At 69.8% G+C, this 18139-nt stretch carries 14 protein-coding genes and 1 pseudogene; 5 read left to right on the top strand and 10 right to left on the bottom strand.

Annotated features, from left to right (window positions below; translation table 11 throughout):
• Nucleotides 1-41: 41 nt before the first annotated feature.
• From PKO50_RS13930 to PKO50_RS13900, 7 genes and pseudogenes are all read right to left on the bottom strand, one after another.
• Entirely contained in the window at nucleotides 42-2513 is a 2472-nt protein-coding gene (locus PKO50_RS13930) for an MMPL family transporter (RefSeq protein ID WP_275630049.1), read from the bottom strand.
• A gap of 3 nt (nucleotides 2514-2516) precedes the next feature.
• On the bottom strand, nucleotides 2517-3578 hold the full coding sequence (locus PKO50_RS13925) for a YCF48-related protein (RefSeq protein ID WP_275630048.1): 1062 nt from the start codon (nucleotides 3576-3578) through the stop codon (nucleotides 2517-2519).
• Between the two features lie 129 nt (nucleotides 3579-3707).
• Complete coding sequence (locus tag PKO50_RS13920; protein WP_275630047.1) at nucleotides 3708-5075, bottom strand: DUF1329 domain-containing protein; 1368 nt, start codon at nucleotides 5073-5075, stop codon at nucleotides 3708-3710.
• A 14-nt stretch (nucleotides 5076-5089) separates the two neighbouring features.
• Nucleotides 5090-6760 (bottom strand): DUF1302 domain-containing protein, encoded by a 1671-nt coding sequence (locus PKO50_RS13915; protein ID WP_275630477.1) that lies wholly within the window; start codon nucleotides 6758-6760, stop codon nucleotides 5090-5092.
• 80 nt (nucleotides 6761-6840) lie between these two features.
• Nucleotides 6841-7965: an FAD-dependent oxidoreductase gene (locus PKO50_RS13910; protein ID WP_275630046.1), complete on the bottom strand. Its 1125-nt coding sequence runs from the start codon at nucleotides 7963-7965 to the stop codon at nucleotides 6841-6843.
• Nucleotides 7966-8106: 141 nt separating this feature from the next.
• Nucleotides 8107-8453: pseudogene (locus tag PKO50_RS13905) on the bottom strand (Rieske 2Fe-2S domain-containing protein).
• A 3-nt stretch (nucleotides 8454-8456) separates the two neighbouring features.
• The gene (locus PKO50_RS13900) at nucleotides 8457-9398 is read right to left on the bottom strand and encodes a VOC family protein (protein ID WP_109935731.1); all 942 of its coding nucleotides are present in this window, start codon (nucleotides 9396-9398) and stop codon (nucleotides 8457-8459) included.
• 283 nt (nucleotides 9399-9681) lie between these two features.
• On the opposite strand from PKO50_RS13900, the gene PKO50_RS13895 reads away from it, so the two are divergent.
• From PKO50_RS13895 to PKO50_RS13885, 3 genes are all read left to right on the top strand, one after another.
• Nucleotides 9682-10620: a LysR family transcriptional regulator gene (locus tag PKO50_RS13895; RefSeq protein WP_089393275.1), complete on the top strand. Its 939-nt coding sequence runs from the start codon at nucleotides 9682-9684 to the stop codon at nucleotides 10618-10620.
• Between the two features lie 183 nt (nucleotides 10621-10803).
• Nucleotides 10804-11961, top strand: a complete 1158-nt coding sequence (locus PKO50_RS13890; protein WP_275630045.1) for a prolyl oligopeptidase family serine peptidase — start codon at nucleotides 10804-10806, stop codon at nucleotides 11959-11961.
• Between the two features lie 203 nt (nucleotides 11962-12164).
• Nucleotides 12165-13358 (top strand): Fic family protein, encoded by a 1194-nt coding sequence (locus tag PKO50_RS13885; RefSeq protein ID WP_275630044.1) that lies wholly within the window; start codon nucleotides 12165-12167, stop codon nucleotides 13356-13358.
• Nucleotides 13359-13404: 46 nt separating this feature from the next.
• Here PKO50_RS13885 and PKO50_RS13880 read toward each other — a convergent pair whose 3' ends face one another.
• Nucleotides 13405-13785, bottom strand: coding sequence for a nuclear transport factor 2 family protein (locus PKO50_RS13880; protein WP_275630043.1), 381 nt, complete (start codon nucleotides 13783-13785; stop codon nucleotides 13405-13407).
• A gap of 259 nt (nucleotides 13786-14044) precedes the next feature.
• On the opposite strand from PKO50_RS13880, the gene PKO50_RS13875 reads away from it, so the two are divergent.
• Both PKO50_RS13875 and PKO50_RS13870 read left to right on the top strand, forming a co-directional pair.
• Nucleotides 14045-15388 carry an amidohydrolase family protein gene (locus tag PKO50_RS13875; protein WP_275630042.1) on the top strand — a complete coding sequence of 448 codons (1344 nt, stop codon included), beginning with the start codon at nucleotides 14045-14047 and terminating at the stop codon, nucleotides 15386-15388.
• Between the two features lie 2 nt (nucleotides 15389-15390).
• Complete coding sequence (locus PKO50_RS13870; RefSeq protein ID WP_275630041.1) at nucleotides 15391-15834, top strand: heme-binding protein; 444 nt, start codon at nucleotides 15391-15393, stop codon at nucleotides 15832-15834.
• On the opposite strand, the gene PKO50_RS13865 is transcribed toward PKO50_RS13870, so the two are convergent.
• Complete coding sequence (locus PKO50_RS13865) at nucleotides 15825-16754, bottom strand: LysR family transcriptional regulator (RefSeq protein WP_275630040.1); 930 nt, start codon at nucleotides 16752-16754, stop codon at nucleotides 15825-15827. The two genes, PKO50_RS13870 and PKO50_RS13865, sit on opposite strands and share 10 nt — an antisense overlap.
• A 343-nt stretch (nucleotides 16755-17097) precedes the next feature.
• A complete protein-coding gene (locus PKO50_RS13860) occupies nucleotides 17098-18123 on the bottom strand; it encodes a GlxA family transcriptional regulator (RefSeq protein WP_275630039.1) in 1026 nt (341 codons plus the stop codon).
• Between the last annotated feature and the right edge of the window lie 16 nt (nucleotides 18124-18139).

Genomic DNA, 18139 nt, shown 5'->3' with positions numbered 1-18139 from the left:
CCAGGGGGCGCTCCTACAAGTGGATCCGACAGTCGATTCGTTCAGGCATGGCATCGGGCGGTCCTCTGGTTGGTGTTCGGCTGGCAGCAGTCGCGGTCGTGCTGGATTTCCTCCAGATGGTGCGCCGGCACGGCGGGCTGCGCCTGGCGCCGGGGCAGCAGGAAGTAGGCGAGCGCCGGCAGCAGCACCAGTGCGCCGACCATGTTCCAGACGAACATGAAGGCCAGCAGCACGCCCATGTCGGCCTGGAACTTGATGGGCGAGAAGATCCAGGTGCCCACGCCGATGGCCAGGGTCACGCCGGTGAGCATCACCACCTTGCCGGTGAACAGCAGCGCCCGGTAATAGGCGGTGGAAAGGCTGGCGCCCTGGCGCAGCTGGGCCAGGACGATGCTCATGACGTAGAGCGCGTAGTCCACGCCAATGCCCACGCCGAGGGCGATCACCGGCAGGGTCGCGACCTTCACGCCGATGCCCAGCGCCACCATCAGCGCCTCGCAGAGGATCGAGGTGAGCACCAGCGGCAGTACCGCGCAGAGCACCGCGCGCCAGGAACGGAAGGTCACCAGGCAAAGCAGCACGACCGCGCCGTACACCCACCAGAGCATGTCGTGGTTGGCCTGCCTGACCACGATGTTGGTGGCCGCTTCGATGCCCGCGCTGCCGGCGGCCAGGAGGAATTTCGCCTGATCGCCGTCGTTGTCGCGGGCGAAGGCCTGCACGCTGTCGACCACCCGCGCCAGGGTGTCGGCCTTGTGGTCGGTGAGGTAGGCGTAGAGCGTCAGCAGGCTGCAATCGTCGTTGTACAGGCCTCGCGGGGCGTTGGCGGTGACCATGTTGAGGGTGGCCTGGTTGTTCACCAGCTCGTACCACTTCGGGCTGCCCTCGGAGAGGCCGACCAGCACCCGGCGCTCGAGCAGCGCCAGGGAGTTGGTCGAGTCCACGCCCGGCAGGCCGCGCAGTTGCCAGTCCAGGTCGTCGACGCGCTTGAGGGTGTCGTAGGCCGAGCAGGCGCCGGCCGGGGTCTGCACCATCACCGCGAAGACGTCGCTGCTGGCGCCGTAGTGCGCGGTGACGAAGGCGTTGTCGCGGTTGTAGCGCGAGTCCGGGCGCAGCTCCGGGGCGCCGGCGTCGAGGTCGCCGACCTTCAGGTTCAGGCTCACCGCGTAGCCGCCGGCCGCCAGCAGCGCGGCCACGGCGATGCAGAGCGCGGCCCAGCGGCGGCGGGTGAACAGGTCGAGGAAGCGCCACACGGCATGCTTGTCCGCCCCGCTCGCCTCGGCCTCTTCGGCGCGCAGGCTGCGCCGCGCCGCCCTGAGGCTGACGCCGACGTAGGACAGCAGCACCGGCAGCAGGATCAGGTTGGTGAAGATCAGCACCGCCACGCCCAGGCTGGCGATCACCGCCAGGTCCTGGATGACCTGGATGCGGATGATCATCAGCACCGCGAAGCCGACCGCGTCGCACAGCAGCGCGGTGAGCCCGGCGAGGAACAGCCGGCGGAAGGTGAAGCGCGCCGCCACCAGGCGGTGCATGCCGCGGCCGATGTCCTGCATGATGCCGTTCATCTTCTGCGCGCCGTGGCTCATGCCGATGGCGAACACCAGGAAGGGCACCAGCACCGAGTACGGGTCCAGTTCGTAGCCCAGCAAGGGCAGCAGGCCCAGTTGCCAGACCACCGCCACCAGCGAGCACACCACCACCAGCGCGGTGCTGCGCACGCAGCGGGTGTACCAGTAGAGCACCGCCGCGGTGATGGCGATGGCGGCGGCGAAGAACAGCAGGATCTGCCGCAGGCCGTCGATCAGGTCGCCGACCACCTTGGCGAAGCCGGTGATGTGGATGTCCACGCCCCGGGCCTGGTACTTGCCGCGCAGGGCCTCCAGCTCATGGGCGAAGGCGGTGTAGTCCAGCGCCTGGCCGTCCGGTGTCTTCTCCAGCAGCGGCACGTAGAGGATGCTGGAGCGCTGGTCGAAGGCCACCAGTTGGCCGATCTCGTTGGAGCGCTCGACGTTGCGCTTGAGCGCGGCGAGGCTTTCGGCGCCGCCGTCGTAGCCGTCGGGGATCACCGGGCCGCCTTCCAGGCCCTCCTCGGTGACGCCGGTCCAGCGGGTGGAGGGCGTCCACAGGGACTTCATCGCCGCGCGGTCCACGCCGGGCAGCAGGTACACCTCGTCGTTGAGTTGCTGCAGCACCTGCAGGTAATGCTTGTCGTAGATGCTGCCCGCGGGGTTGGCCACGGCGATGCGCACGGCGTTGCCCAGGCCGGCCAGCTCCTGGCGGTGCGCCAGGTAGTTGAGGATGAAGGGGTGCTCCCGGGGGATCATCTTCTCGAAGCTGGCGTTGAGCGTCAGGCGCGTGGCCTGCCAGCCCAGCAGCAGGGTCGCCGCCAGGCACAGCAGCAGGACCAGGCCACGGTGGTTGAACAGGGCGCGTTCCAGCAGCGAGCCGGAGGCGCTGTCGAAGTCGTCGAGGCGGCCGCTGGACGGCGCGGGGGAAGTCGGGGCGTGCATGGCTCAGTCCGCTGTGCTGGAGGAGGAAGAAGGCGCCAGGCGGCGCGCGCCGGCCATGCCGACGGCCACCAGGGCGCCGTCGGCGGCGAGGGTGGCGGCGGTCAGCGGCAGGCCGTCGGAGACCGCCAGCGGCCTTGGGGCGAAGTCGCCCAGGCCGCTGCGCAGCAGCATCCCGGCCTGGTTGGCGAGCAGCAGTTGGCCGCCGGCCACGCGGATACCGTTGAGCGACGCGGGCACCGGGTTGGCCAGGGCCCGGAAGCTGGCGCCGCCGTCGTCGGAGGCGAACAGCTTGCCGCGCAGGCCGCCCACCAGCAGGCGCCCGTCGGGCAGCATGGCGGCGGCGAAGTAACTGCCGTCATAGGGGCCCTGCAGGGCCTCGAAGTGCTCGCCGGCATCGCGCGAGCGCAGCAGCAGGCCCTGCTCGCCGGCGAGGTAGAGCGCGCTGCCCTGCCCCGCCACGGCATACAGGTGCAGGCCGTTCGGGTTGGGCAGGTGGCCCATCCATGACTGCCAGCTGAGCCCGCCATCGTGGGTGGCCAGGGCCAGGCCGTAGGCGCCCAGCACCAGGCCGTGGCGGGCATCGCTGAAATGCAGGGCCAGCAGCGGCTTGTCGGCGCCGTCGGCGACCAGGCGCTGCGCGGCGGCGACGCGCCCGGCGTCGGCGGTGGCCTCGGCGGCCTGCAGCTCCAGGGCCGCGGCGCGCTTGCCGTCCAGTTGCAGGCGCCAGTGCTCGCCGCCATCGTCGCTGTGCAGCACCACGCCGGCATGGCCCACGGCCCAGCCGTTGCGCGCATCGACGAACTGCACGGCGCTCAGGCTGGCGCTGACCGGCACCACGCTCGCCTGGCGCCAGCTGCTGCCGTTGTCGTCGGAAAGCAGCACCACGCCGCGCTCGCCCACCGCCACCAGCCGCGGGCCGGCGCGGGTCACGTCCTGCAGTACCGCGCGCAGGGCCTGGGGGCCTTGCACGGCGGGCTGCGCCAGGACATCGGCAACGCTCGCCGCGTGGACCGGCGGCGCCGCGCAACAGGCCGCCAGGAGCAGGCCGGAAAGCATCTTCTTCATCGCACGCAACCTTGGTTTTTCTTGTAGTCGGGCCTGACTAGGCCGGGTACAGCGAGGTCTCCCGTAGGAGCGGGCCCTGCCCGCGATTCGCGCGCAGGGCGCGCTCCTACAGCCCCCCGGTGCTAACGCTCAGCGCACACCCTCGCCCGCCATGGCGTCGGCGGTGAACACCGAGTCCTTGTAGGGCGGCACGATGCGGTACTGCTCGCTCTTGCCGGCGAACAGGTCGCCGGCGAACCAGGCCCCGGAGAGCAGGTCGTAGAAGCCGTTGGTGAGGGTCACCACGCCGGGCAGGTCGGGCAGCACCACCGGCGAGGTCCAGAGCACCTTGGCCAGCTGGCCGCGGGCGTCGTAGCGCTCGCCGAGCACGGCGGCCCAGGTGTCCTCGTCGAGGTAGTAGGTGCTCTTCGGCATCACGTGGCGCTGGCCGCTCTTGAGGGTCGCTTCCACCACCCAGACGCGGTGCTTCTCCCAGCGGATGGCGTCGGACTTCAGGTGGTGCGCGTCCAGCAACGCCTCGGGACCGGCGGCGGTGAACACCTTGTTGGCGTTGTAGGGGATGTACATCTCCCGCTTGCCCACCAGTTTCCAGTCGAAGCGGTCGATGCGGCCGTTGAACACGTACAGCTCGTCGAAGCTCATGACCCCCGCGGTGGCCGGCGTCGGGGTGTCGCAGCAGGCGTTGGGCAGGCGGCGCACGCGGCGCTGGCCGGGCAGGTAGGTCCACACCGAGGCCTTGTCGGCATTGAGGTTCTCAAGGCCGGTGATGGCCTCGCCGGCGCGCAGCGGCGGGCCGTCGTTGATCATGCGGATGGACCAGAACACGCCCTTCTCGCCCGCGCCGCCGGGCAGGTACCAGGGCATCTGCAGGTCCGAGCGCGAGTCGTTGGTCAGCACGTGCTTGCCGTCGGCGGTGGTCAGGTACTGGGTGAAGCTGGCGTGCCAGGACGCGCCGCGCCAGCGCAGCAGGTGGTTCCAGATGGCCTCGGCGCCACTGGCCGGGATGGGGAACGGGATGCCGCCGGCGGCGCCCTCGGGCATGGGCCCGGCCGGGCCGTCCACCAGCTTGCCGCTGGTGGCGTTGGCGAAGGTGGCGTCGTACACCGACTGCGGGGCGGCGGCGCTGCGGTGGGTCGGGTAGACCTCCAGGCGGTAGCTGTCCGGGTACTTCTTCAGCATCGCCTGCACCCCGGGGGTGAGCTGCGCGGCGTGCTGCTCCATGTTCTGCGCGGTGATGGTGAACAGCGGCCTGTCGGCGGCGAAGGGGTCGCCGCGCTTGCCGCCGTCCTTGTAGGCCGGGTCGGCCTGAGTGTAGCCGCCGGTCCAGGCCGGGATGCTGCCGTCGGCGTTGCCGGCGCGCTCGCCGCCCAGTGGCGTCAGGGTGGTCTTCAGCTTGCCCGCCTCCTCGGCGGAGACGGCGGCCAGAGCGCCGTGGGCGAACAGCAGGGAGGCACTCAGGGCGGTGAGCAGGCAGGCGAGTTTCTTGTTGTGTTTCATCGGGCAGTCCTCGGTCAGAAGGTGCGGCTGACGGTGAAGGCGATGAAGTCGCGGTCTTTCAGCGACTGTTCGAAGGTGTAGTGGTTGTCGGCGTCGAGGAAGGTGTTCTCCGGGCCGTAGTAGTGCGTGTAGGTCAGGCCCAGGCTCCAGGTGTTGAGGTAGTTGCCCTTGAGGCCGACGTTGATGTCGCCGCCGTGGTCGGAGCCGAAGCCGGTGCCGAGGGCCTCGGAGGCGCCGTTGGTGTAGCTGGCGCCGATCGGTACCGAGAGGTCCAGGCCGGGGTAGATCTGCCGGTACATCGGCTCGTACACCAGGCGCAGGCTGGCGGCGTCGCGGTCGGCATTGGGGTCGATGGCGTCGCGGTTCCTGCTCACGCTCATCACCCGGTTCCAGGCGATCTCGCCGAGGAAGCTCGCCTCCTGGGCGATGAAGTTCGGCTCGAGGCTCGCCAGCCAGGAGAAGTTGGCGTGCAGGGTACGGCCGGTGGCGTAGAGCGGGTCGTCGCTGTTGTCGATGGCCTCGCCGACGGCCAGGGCGTGCTGGTTGGTGGAGGCCAGCGGCTGGTTCCAGCGGGTGGAGACTTCGCCGGCCAGGTTGAAGTTGCCCACCGTGGTGGAGAAGCTCGCGCCCAGGGCCTCGATGCCTTCGGGGTACACCCAGTAGAACTCGCCGGCCTTGCCGGTGAGCGGGTCGAGGTTGGCGAAGTCGGTGCGCACGTTGAGCTGCGGCGACTTGTCGTGGAAGCGGATGGCGTACAGGCCCCAGTCCACCGTCTCGGTGCGCCAGCGCAGCTGCACGCCGCCCTGCCCCGAGTCCTTCGCCTCCTTGTCGTTGCCGTGGTAGAAGGCCAGCGGCTGGCCGCCGGGCATCACCGGCGCGCCGACGAACATGCGCTCGGCGCCGTCGCCGAAGAAATCGTCGGTGGAGAAGTAGCTGCCGGCGGCCGGCAGGCGGTTGGCCTCCCATTCGAACTGGTAGTAGGCGCCGATGGATACATCCGGGGTCAGTTGCAGCTGGCCGGAGACCTGCTGCACCGGGCGGATCAGCTCCTTGAACTGGGTGTTGGGCACAGACAGGCCCTTGACCACGTCGATCGGCGCCATCCCGCCGGCGATGCCGTTCATGCCGTAGAACAGGCTCTCGCCCCACTGCATGGCGTACTGGCCCAGGCGCCCGGACAGCGGCATGCCGGCCAGCTCGGTCTTGCCGAAGACGAAGGCGTCGAGCAGCTCGCCCTTGCGCCCGTGCAGGGTGCGGGTGTCGTCGGTGAATTCGTCGTAGTCCGCCGAGTAGCTGTTGGCCCGGCTCGGGTCGCTGGCGTCGGTGCCGCGGTTGTAGACGTCGTCGTACCAGGCCGCGCCGCTGACCCGCGCGCCGACGTCGCCGTAGGTCACGTCCAGCTCGGAGAGCAGGTCCAGGCGGTTGGAGATCAGGCCCTTGTCGAAGTTGCGGTCGCCATCGTCCAGGTTCAGCGCGGTCTGGCCTTCGGTGAGCTTGCTGCTGGCGTCCTGGGTGCGCCAGGCGGCGCTGTACTTCAGGGTGTTGTCCCAGCGCGCCCGCAGGTCGGGGTTGCCGGTGTCGAATTCGAAGGCCTGGGCGTGGCCGGCGGCCAGGGCCAGCAGCGCCAGGGTGAGGGGCTTGAGCGGCGGCAGCGGCCGCGCGGTTGCACGCTTGTCAGTGGACATCGAGGTCACCTCGTTCTTGTTCTTGTGCATTCGTGTTGGCGCCGGCGCGCGGCCAGGGCAGGCGCGCCGGGTACATGGGCTCAGATGGGGCGCGCGGTGACCTCCAGCATCTGCCGGACCAGGCCGATGCGGTCGAAGGACGGGTCCCGGGCGATCTCCTTCTCCCCGGCCAGCAGGGACTTCTCGGCGATGAACCTGCAGCGCTCGAAACGCCGGCCCATGAAGCGCTGCAGCTGCTCGGCCAGACTGCCGCCGGCGGTGAGTTCCTCGGCCAGCACCACCGCGTCCTCGATGGCCATGCCGGCGCCCTGCCCCAGGTGCGGGGTGGTGGCGTGGGCGGCGTCGCCGATCAGCAGTACCCGGCCGCGGTACCAGGGCTCGTCGACGAACACCGCCTCCAGCGGCTTGTAGACGACCTCGGCGCTGTCCGTGACCTGCTCGCGCAGTTCGCCGATCAGCCCGCCGAACCCGGCCAGGCGCTGGCGCAGGCCCTCGGCCAGGCCGGCCGGGTCCATCCAGGGGTTGCCCGGCTCGTGGGAGGTGGTGAACAGGTACATGAGGTCGTCGGCCAGCGGCACCAGGCCGGCGTTGCCCGAGGGGCCCTGGTAGTTGGCCAGGTGGTCGATGCCGGCGGCGCGCGGGAAGTTGTGGCGCCACACCGACTGGCCGGTGAAGCGCGGCTGGTACCTGTCGCCGAACAGCAGCCCGCGGACCCGCGAGTACAGCCCGTCGGCGCCCACCAGCAGCTGGTAGCGGCCCTGGCTGCCGTCGCTGAACAGCACGCCGACACCGCCGGCGTCCTGCTCGAAGCTTTCCACCGAGGTACCCAGGCGCACCCGGGTGCCCAGTTCGATGGCGGTCTCGCTCAGCACCTTGTGCAGCGCGCGGCGGGAGATGCCGACGTTGGCCGGGTACTGCGGCCCCGCCAGGCGCTGGCCGGGGATGCGCGCCAGCTGCTGACCGGCGGTGGTGTAGATGGCTACGTCCTCGAAGGCGTAGGCGGCGTCCAGGTAGGCATCCAGCAGGCCCAGGCGGTGCATCTCGCGCACCACGTTGCTCTGCTGGATGATGCCGACGCCGTAGACGGTCCATTCGCTCTTCAGCTCGACCAGGTCGACGGCGATTCCCTTGCGGCGCAGGGCGATGGCGGCACACAGCCCGCCGATGCCGCCGCCGACGATCAGCACGTTGCTCACAGTATTCATGGCATCTCTCACGTCTTGTTCTTGTTGTCCGCACCGGCGAGCGGTGCGGCCGTTCTGCGTGCCCCGGGGCACAGCTTCCCGGCGGGGTCGGGCCTTGACCAATCGAGTCCGCGGATGCGACCTATCGCGCGGCGCGATACCTCAGCCTTGCAGTTGCGCCAGCGGCAATAGCAGCCAGCCGTCCTTCTCCTCGTGCGCCAGCGCTTCCAGCGCCTGGCCACGGCACGGGCCGTACACGCACTCGCCGCTGTCCGGGCGGAAGCGCGCGCCGTGGGCGTAGCAGACGACCCATTGGCCGTCGGCGCTGAGGAACCTGTCCTTGCGGTACTCCAGCGGCACGAGCAGGTGCGGGCAGCGGTTGCGGTACAGGCGCACCTGGCCGCGGTGGCGCAGGGCGAACAGGCCGTCCGCCCCCTGCCCTGCGGGTCGAAGCCGCGCGCCTGGCCCTCGGCCAGCTCGTCGAGCCGGCACAGCGCCATGCACTCCACGGCTCAGCCCTGCTTTGGCGGCGGGCCGCTGGGGGCCCACTTCTCCCGCGAGGTGAAGAGGAACAGCTGCGAGTTGTCCGCCGACATCGGCGCCTGGCGCGCGGCCCAGGCGTCGTCGTGCTTGTCCATGTCGGCGTCGTACTCGATGTGGCAGCCCAGCGGGCTGTTGAAGTACCAGAACCAGTTGGAACCCAGCAGGTGCCGGCCCGGGCCCCAGAAGCTGGTCCAGCCCTTGTTCTGGAAGCGCGTGCCGGCCAGCAGCACTTCGGTGCCGCTGCCCAGGTGGAAGGTGAAGTGCTCGCAGCCCTGCATGTGCGGCGGCGTCTGGATCATGAACAGGCAGTGGTGGTCGTCCATGCCCGCCGTGCGCATGAAGGGGCCGACGCCGACGAAGCTGTCGGTGGTGACGAAGCCCAGGCGCTCGCGGTAGAAGGCCTCCCCCCTGGCGGCGTCGGGCACGAAGTACACGACGTGGGACAAGGTGCGCGGCAACGCCGGCATGTCCGGGGTGATGCCCAGCTGGTTGAGCGGGCGCTGCGGCGCGCTGCCAGGGGCGTTGGTCAGGTCGGCGGGGGCCTCGTACGGACGGCGGCAGCTGACCTGGAAGGCGATGGCGAAGCCCAGGTCGTCGACGCAGTGCAGCGCGCCGGCGGCATCACGGCGCACCTCGCGGTCGCGCCCCAGTTCGTCGGCGATGGCTTCCAGGTCGGCGGCGCCAGCCACGCCGTAGACGGTCTCGCGCAGGGAAGGCGTCGGGCCCAGGGCCGGCGGCAGGCTCGGATCGTCGCCGTGGCGGATGACGATGGCGGTGCCGTCGAGGGCTTCGAAGCGCCCACCGTCGGCGGTGAGTTGCGTGGCCGCGAGGCCGTAGTCGCGCAGGCAATCGGCACAGGCCTGGATATCGTCGACACCGAAGACCAGGGCGTCGAGGCCAAGGATGTTCATGGCTACCACTCCATTGAAATTATGATTCGGCGCCGGGCAGGGGGCCGCCGGTGGTGGGTCGCCGCGGCACGGGGGCCGCTCGACTGGGGCGCAGGTTGGCGGGCGCCATGGCGCCCTGACCAATCGCATGTGGGGATGCGAGGCATCGCCGAATGCGATACCTGGGCGCGGGCCCATGGCGGCGGGCGTTTGCCGCCCACTCATGGCGCAGCGGTCTTGACGTATCGGGGATGCGGCGGGAAGGTATCGCGAAAATAACTACAACAAGCCTGAGCCATCTGCCATGCGATTCCACCACCTGGACCTGAACCTGCTGGTGGCGCTGGATGTGCTGCTGGAAGAGCAGAACATCACCCGCGCCGCCGAACGCCTGCACATGACGCAGTCGGCCACCAGCGGCGTGCTCGGCCGCCTGCGCACCTTCTTCGAGGACGAGCTGCTGGTGCAGGTCGGCCGCAAGATGCAGCCCACCCCCTACGCCCTGGAACTGGCGGGGCCCGTGCGCGAGGTACTGCTGACCATCCGCTCCTCGATCACCGCCAAGCCGGTGTTCGACCCGGCCAGCAGCAAGCGCCACTTCCGCCTGGTGACCTCCGACTACCTGATCAGCGTGCTCTTCGCCCAGGTGATCCAGAAGATCCACCAGCAGGCCCCGCACATCACCTTCGAGATGCTCAGCCCCGGCGACAACAGCGCCGAGCTGCTGATGCGCGGCGAGGTGGACATGATGATCGTGCCCGAGCGCTACATCATCGACGGCCACCCGGCGCAGCTGCTGTTCGAGGAGGACCACGTCTGCGTGGTCTGGCGCGACAACCCGGCGGTGGGCGAGAGCCTGACCCTGGAGCAGTACATGCAGATGGGCCACATCTCGGTGGGCTTCGGGCGCAACCGGCACCTGAGCATCGAGGACTGGTTCATGAGCCAGTACGGTTTCAACCGCCGCCTGGAAGTGATCACCAACGACTTCAACACCCTGCCCCAGCTGCTGGTCGGCACCCAGCGCGTGGCCACCATGCACCGCCGCCTGGCCGAGCTGTACGCGCATTACCTGCCGCTGCGCATCCTGCCGCCGCCGGTGAAGATCCCGGTGATGCGCGAATACATGCTCTGGCACCGCAGCATGGAAGGCGACCCCATGCACCGCTGGCTGCGCGAGCGCATCCGCGACTTCATCCAGAGCCTCGACCAGCAGCCCGAAGCCCTGCGCCACACCGGCTGACCCCGCCCCATCGCCCCCGGCCGCCGCCAGGGCGCCGGGGCATCGCGTTTGGCGATACCTCGCATCCCCACTCGCGATTGGCGCAGCACCGCCCCGCCTGCGTACCTTGCCGTCGAACCGCGCCCTGCGTGCCTGCCGCCATTCCCGGGCGCCGGAAAACCCGACCGCAGAAGGACAACAAGAATGTTCCGCTACTTCCCCACCAATTACGTCTGGAACCTCTCGGTGGACCTGGCCATCGAGATGGGCGCCCGCCTGGGCGAGATCGAGGAAATGTGCGCCCCGCTGCAGGAGGCCGCCAGGCAGCCCGACGCCGCCGGCACCCGGGCCTTCCGCGAGACCTGGTCGAAAATGGCCGACAAGCTCTGCGGCCTGGCCGAGGAAGACGAGGGCGCCGGCCGCCTGTTCTCCGCCGGCGAGAAGTACAACCGCGCCGCCACCTACTATCTCACCTGCGAACGCCTGCAGGCCCACGGCGCCCCGGGCCGCGAGGCGCTGTACCGGCGCTTCCTCGACACCTTCGCCCGCGGCGTCGCGCTGTCGAAGGAGAACTGCGAACGCGTGGAGATCCCCTACGAAGGCAAGCACATCGCCGGCCTGTACGTGCGCGCCGAGGGCGTGGAGGGCCCGGCGCCGCTGCTGGTGCAGGTCAACGGCCTGGATTCGACCAAGGAAATGAAATACCGCGTCGGCCTGCCCGCCTGGCTGGCCAAGCGCGGCGTGGCCTCGCTGATCATCGACCAGCCCGGCACCGGCGAGGCCCTGCGCCTGCACGGCCTGACCGCGCGCTACGACAGCGAGCACTGGGCCAGCCGCGTGTTCGACTGGCTGGAAACCCGCGCGGACGTCGACGCCAAGCGCACCGGCCTGGAAGGCGTGTCCCTGGGCGGCTACTACTGCCCGCGCGCGGTGGCCTTCGAACCACGCTTCGCCTGCGGCGTGGTATGGGGCGCCAACCACGACTGGCGCGACGTGCAGAAGCGCCGCCTGGAGAAGGAAGGCGACTTCCCGGTGCCGCACTACTGGGCCCACGTGCAATGGGTCTGGGGCGCGAAGGACATCGACGAATTCATGGGAATCGCCGAGAACGTCCACCTGGACGGCGTGCTCGAACGCATCCGCGTGCCCTTCCTGGTCACCCACGGCGAGAAGGACTCGCAGATTCCGCTGAAATGGGCGCACCGCACCTACGAGCAACTGGTGAACAGCCCGAGGCGCGAGCTGAAGATCTTCACCGAGCGCGAAGGCGGCGTGCAGCACTCCAGCTTCGACAACAGCATCAACGCCGGGCAGTACATCGCGGACTGGGTGGCGGAGACGCTGGGTGGGCGTACGGCCTGAGGGCTCCGGGGTGTTCCTTGCTGCGGCACCGGATCACGGTGCCGTTCCCCGCTGCCGGGCGTGCCGGCGCCCTGCCGGTAAAAATATGAAGAAAAACTTTCTTAATGACTCTCTAAAACCAAATACAAGCCGCAATACATAAGGGTTTGCAGCCTTACGAAATGTGAATTTAAATGTGAAGAAATTCACCCAGGAAAGCAGCAATGCCGCTGATCACCGACAAGGGCTGGCTGGACCCGATACTGCCGGAAGAGTTGCCGGCCTCGATCATCGAACGGGCTGACGCCCTGCCGGGCAAGGCGGCCTTCCTGGCAGGCCGCCTGGCCAGGCAAACGAGCGAGCAGCTCGGGCAACTGCTGCAGATAACCAACAGCTACTATTCGAACCTCATCGAGGGCCGCTATACCGAGATCGCAATGATGCAGCAGGCGCAGGCCGCGCCACGCCGCGAGCGTCTCCTGCTGCAAGACCTGGCCATCAGGCACATGCAGGCGCAGGCGGTGTTCGAACGGGCCCTGCGGCGCTTCCCCACCGCGCAATGGAGCGACTTGTTCGAACCGGCGCTGGTGCAGCGCGTGCACGAACGCCTGTTCGACGATACCGATGATGCCAGCCGGTGCCTCGACGACGGCCGCTTCCTGCAACCGGGCCAGCTGCGCGCCAGGCCGGACGAGGAAGTCGCCATCGGCGGCAGGCCCGCGCCGGCCGCCTCTGTCGTGCTGCCGATGCTGCGTCACCTGCGCGATGGCTTCGGACGCGCCCGCGACCCACGCCGCCGGCTGATCGGCGCCCTTGCCTACCATCACCGGCTGGCCTTCGTGCACCCGTTCCTCGACGGCAACGGGCGCACCACACGGCTGATGACCCATATCCACCTCGTTGCCCTGGGCCTGCGGCCGACGCTCTGGTCCCTGTCTCGCGGCCTGGCGCGCCAGCACCAGGACTACTATCGGATGCTGGCGCTGGCCGACCGCCCTCGCGAAGGCGACCTGGACGGACGCGGCAAGCTGAGCCGCAAGCACTACTTCGCTTTCATCGAGTTCATGCTGGACGTCTGCCACGATCAGATCGACTACATGACCCAGGCCGTCGACCCGACAGCCCTGCGCGAGCGAGTGGTGCGGGCATTCCGCTATAACGCCCAGCTACGCGCGGCCGGCGCCCGGGAGGAAAGCGCAGCGGCGGTCCATGCCCTGCTGGTGCAGGGCGAGATGCCACGCAGTGACTTCAAGACCTTCACCGGCCTGACGCCGCGCCCGGCGATCGATGAACTGAGCCGCCTGGTACGCCTGGGCGTGGTACTCAGCCCGACGCCGAAATCCCGCAGCGTGCAGCCAGGGTTGCCGGCCTGGTTCGCCCAGGAGATATTCCCGGACCTCCATCGACGCTTCCAGTAGCCCGGACGCACAAGCTAGCGGGCAAAGGCAAAATTACCGCGCCACCTCATGCTGGCGTGCGAGTGCCATGGAAGGCAGCGATCCGCCAACCACCGTCCTCCCTCACCCACAATTGCGTGGCGAAGCCCTCGGCGCGCACCGGTTCGCCGCCGCCGCGCTTCTGCAGCAGGTTGCACTGCGGCCCGCTCATCAGCGCCAGGGCGTCGCCGAACAGGCGTACCCGCAGTTCGCCGCGCTCCACCGCCAGGTAGCGCACCGCGTGGCGGGCGTAGTCCAGGTACTGCGCCCTGTCCTGCACCAGGCCGGTGGTGTGCACGTAGAGCAGGTCGTCGGCGAAGAGTCGCTCCAGGCCGGCGTGGTCCTCCTCCACCAGCGCGCACTGGCGCTCCTGCTCCAGGGCCAGCAGTTCGGTACGGATGTCGTTCATGGTGGTTTCCTCGTGGGTTGATGGCGGCGGCATCCTCGCCCTGCCCGCCCCGGCGGGAAAAATCGCCATTGGCCATGCCTGGCATCGCCACTGCCGATACCTGCCCCGCATCGCTTGCCCCCTGCCCGGAACCCAGGCGCCATGCGCCCGCGCCAGGTATCGACGGTATCGATGGCCGGGCATCGACAGCATCTGTTGGTCAGCCGGGGCGCAGCGCCCTAGCCTGCCGGCACAACAAGAAGCCGAGGAGAAACCGCCCATGGGCGCCCTGCACCTGCACTGTTCCACCCTGTTCGACGGCACCGGCCTGCAGGCCCGCCACGAACAGACGCTGATCATCGACAACGGCCTGGTCCGCCACGTCGGCCCCAGCGCCACGGCGCCGCGCCCGCAAGCGGGCGACCGCGAGGAGCGCGCCGCCTTCGTCATGCCCGGGCTGGTGGACGTGCACACCCACCTGGCCTTCGGCAACGCCCAGAGCGAGGAAGACATCGATCTCTGGACCAGCGACGAGTTCCGCGCCCTGCGCGGGCTGTTCTTCGCCCAGCACGTGCTCGCCGCCGGGGTCACCTCCATGGTCTGCCCCGGCGACAGCGGCCAGCTCAGCATCGCCGTGCGCAACACCGTCAACGCCGGCCTGTTCGAGGGCCCGCGCATCGCCGCCAGCAGCCGCGTGATCACCAACCGGCAGAGCCTCAACGACTGGTTCCCCAGCCGCGTCGGCGCCCCCGAATACTTCACCGCCGCCCTGGTCACCAGCCGTACCGAGGCCATTGCCGAGATCCGCCGGCAGGCCAAGGACGGCGTCGACCTGATCAAGATCGCCATGGACGGAACCCATCGCCGGCCCAACGGCGAGATCATCGCCGCCTTCACCGCCGAAGAGACCCGCGAGATGGTCGAGGAAGCCCACCGCCTGGGCTGCCGGGTGGCCACCCACGCCTATGGCCGCGAGGCGGTGATGTATGCGGCGAAGGCCGGCGTGGACCTGGTGTTCCACGCCTTCTACATGGACGACGCCTGCATCGAGGCGCTACTGGAAGCCGGCAGCGTGCTGGCCCCGACCATGACCTTCCCGCAGAACACCGTGGACTTCTGCCAGGCCCACGACCCGGCCATCGCCACCGGCTACGCCGGCTACTGCGCGCGCACCCTGGAGCTGGGCACGCCGGTGCTGCGCCGCGCCAAGGCCGCCGGCATCCCCTTCGCCTGCGGTAGCGACAGCGGCTTCGCCGTCACCCCCTACGGCGAATGGCACGCCCGCGAGCTGGAACTGCTGGTGACGCGCCTGGGCTTCACCCCCGCCGAGGCGCTGTACGCCGCCACCAACGTCGGCGCCCGGCTGATGCCGCGCGGCGAAACCCTGGGCACGCTGGAAGCGGGCAGGCAGGCCGACCTGCTGGTGCTCGACGGCTCGCCCCTGGACGACATCCGCGTCCTCCAGGACCGCCAGCGCCTGCTCGCCGTGTACAAGGCCGGCGAGCCGGTGCGCCTGCAGCGCACGGCCTACGACCCCAGGCAGGTCTCGGACTTCAATTCGCTGAAATGGACCGACCTCTATACCCGCGACCGCGTCGCCCAACTCGGCAAATGGAGCCTGTGAGCATGACCACCCTCGACTTCGAGCACGCCACGCGCCTGGCCGCCGCCACCCTGCGCCACGCCCGCGAGCTGGGCGTGCGCCCGCTGGCCGCCGCGGTACTGGACGCCGCCGGCCATCCGCTGGCCGTGCTGCGTGACGAACGGGCCAGCTTCCTGCGCCCGCAGATCGCCAGCGGCAAGGCCCGCGGCTGCCTCGGCATGGGCTTCGGCGGCCGCGAACTGGCACGCCGCGCCCAGGCCATGCCGGCGTTCTTCGATGCGATCAACAGCCTGACCGGAGGCGAGGTGATCCCGGTGCCCGGCGGCATCCTGCTGCGCGACGACGCCGGCAACCTGCTCGGCGCCATCGGCGTCAGCGGCGACACCTCCGACAACGACGAGCGCTGCGCCCTGCTGGCCATCGAGGAACTGGGCCTGCGCGGCGACACCGGCGACCCTCAGGCCTGACCCAGCCCCGCGGCCTGCTCCGCCAGCAAGGCGCGGAGCCAGGCCAGCGCCGGGTCCAGGTCCTGCTGCGGGTGCCACTGCAGCACCTGCGGCGCCGTCGGAAAGGCCAACGGCGCCGGCAGCACGCGCAGCGGGTAGCGCCGCGCCAGGGCCTGCGCCTGGCGGCGGAACAGCGTGGCCACCCGCGGCGTGCCGACGATGAACTCGGCCATCAGCGAAAAGCTCTGCACCGCGACGGCCACGCGCCGCTCGATGCCCAGTTCGCGCAGGTGCAGGGCGTCCATGGCCAGGTTCTGGCCGTCGGCGAACTCGCGCAGCACGTGCTCGGCGGCGCAGTAGTCGGCCAGGCTCAGGCCGCCGGCGAAGGCCGGTTGCCCGGCGCAGACGATGCAGCACAGCTCGTCGCCGAGCAGCGGCATCTGCGGGTAGCGGGGGTTCACCCGGCGCTGCGGCACTATCACCAGGTCGCTGCGGCGGTATTCCAGGGCTTCGGCCACCACGTCGCCGTCGCGCGGCAGCGGCAGGTCGCGCAGCACCAGCGAGGCGCCCGGCGCCCGTTGCGACAGAGCCCGGCTGGCCGCGGGCAACAGGGTCGCCACCACATAGTCCGAGGCCACCAGGGTGAAGCGCCGGTCGCACTGCGAAGGGTCGAAGAGCACCGCCGCATCCACCACTTCCCCCGCCAGGGCCAGGGCCTCGCGTACCTTGGGCAGCAGTTGGCGGCCCAGGGCACTGGGCGCCAGGCCCCGCCCCAGGGGCACCAGCAGCGGGTCGTTGAAGTGCTCGCGCAGGCGCGCCAGCGCCGCGCTGGTGGCCGACTGGCCCAGGTTGAGGCGTTCGGCGGCCCGGCTGACGCTGCATTCGTCGAGCAGCGCGGCCAGGGCCACCAGCAGGTTGAGGTCCAGACGTCGGTAGCGCATGGGCGCTTTATACCCCGCGCGCCGCCGCCGACGGAGCGCGTTTGCCGCTGGCAGGTATCGCGCCGGGTGATACCTCGGCGCCGGCATTCTCCCGTAGGACGCCGTCCGCGATTGCCGGGAACACCGGCGCGGATCGCGGATGGAATCCGCTCCTACGCCGCCCCTTCCAACCCGTAGGGCATAACGCCTACGGCGTTATCCGCCAACCACCACAATTTTCCTGGGCACCGGTGTTCCGCCCTACGCACATCTTCCACCCGTAGGAGCGGACTCCGTCCGCGATTCGCGCGCAGGGCGCGCTCCTACAGGGGAATGACGTGGCTGGGGTCTTCGCCGGCACGCCCTACCTCGCCGACTTCACGCACCCGTAACGCACCTCTTTCGACGGCGGATAGCCGTAGAAGGATGTGTAGCACTTGCTGAAATGGCTGGGCGAAACGAAGCCGCAGGCCAGGCTCACCTCGAACATCGGCAGGTCCGAGTGCTGCAGCAGGCGGCGGCTCTCGGTGATGCGCAGCTCCAGGTAGTAGCGCACCGGCGTGGTGCCCAACTGCTGCTGGAACAGCCGCTCGATCTGCCGCTTGGAACGGCCGACGTAGCTCGCCAGCTGGTCCTGGCTAAGGGGCTCCTCGATGTTGGCGCTCATCAGGTTGATGGCCTCGCGCAGCGGTTCGCTGAGCTTCTCGTGCAGCGCCGGGCGGGCACGGCGGAAGCGCGATTCCTCGAAGGCCAGGATGTCCGCCACGGCGTCCACCAGTTCGCGGCCGTGCAGCGCGTCCATCCATTCCAGCACCATGTTGAAGGCCCCGGTCGGGCTGGCGGCGGTGAAGCGGTCGCGGTCGACCATGTAGCTCTCGCTGGTGACTTCGCTGTGCCGGGCGATCTCCGCCAGCGCTGCGCGGTTCTCCGGATGCACCGCGCAGCGGTAGCCGTCCAGCAGGCCGGCCTGGCCGAGGAACCAGGCGCCGTTCCACAGCCCGGCCAGGGCCACGCCCTTCTCCGCTGCCAGTTGCAGCAGGCGCGTCAGTTCCGGCGTAGTGCGCAGCGGCGTGCGTAGGCCGCCGCAGAGCACCAGCAGGTCCAGCCCGGCGAGCGCCGCCGGCGCCAGGGCCGTACCCGGGCAGATGACCAGCCCCAGGTCGCTGGTGACCGATTCGCCGTCCAGGCTGAAGGTCCCGGTAGCGAAGGTGTCGGCGCGGATCAGGTTGGCCGTGACCAGGGTGTCCAGCGCCTGGGTGAAGGCCGGCAGGGAGAAGTGCTCCAGCAGCAGGAAGCCCACCCGCCCCTGGCGTTGCGTGCCCGCCCGGGGCGCGGAAACGAACCTGAGGTTGCGGCCCTGCATGGCACCGCTGAATTGCCGCCGTTCCACCAATCGCGACTCCTGC

Origin of the sequence: Pseudomonas sp. 273 (assembly GCF_029201425.1) — a bacterium.
Taxonomy (GTDB): Bacteria; Pseudomonadota; Gammaproteobacteria; order Pseudomonadales; family Pseudomonadaceae; genus Pseudomonas; species Pseudomonas delhiensis.
Note: the sequence above shows the minus strand (reverse complement) of the source record. Positions and strands in the feature narration are given on the sequence as shown.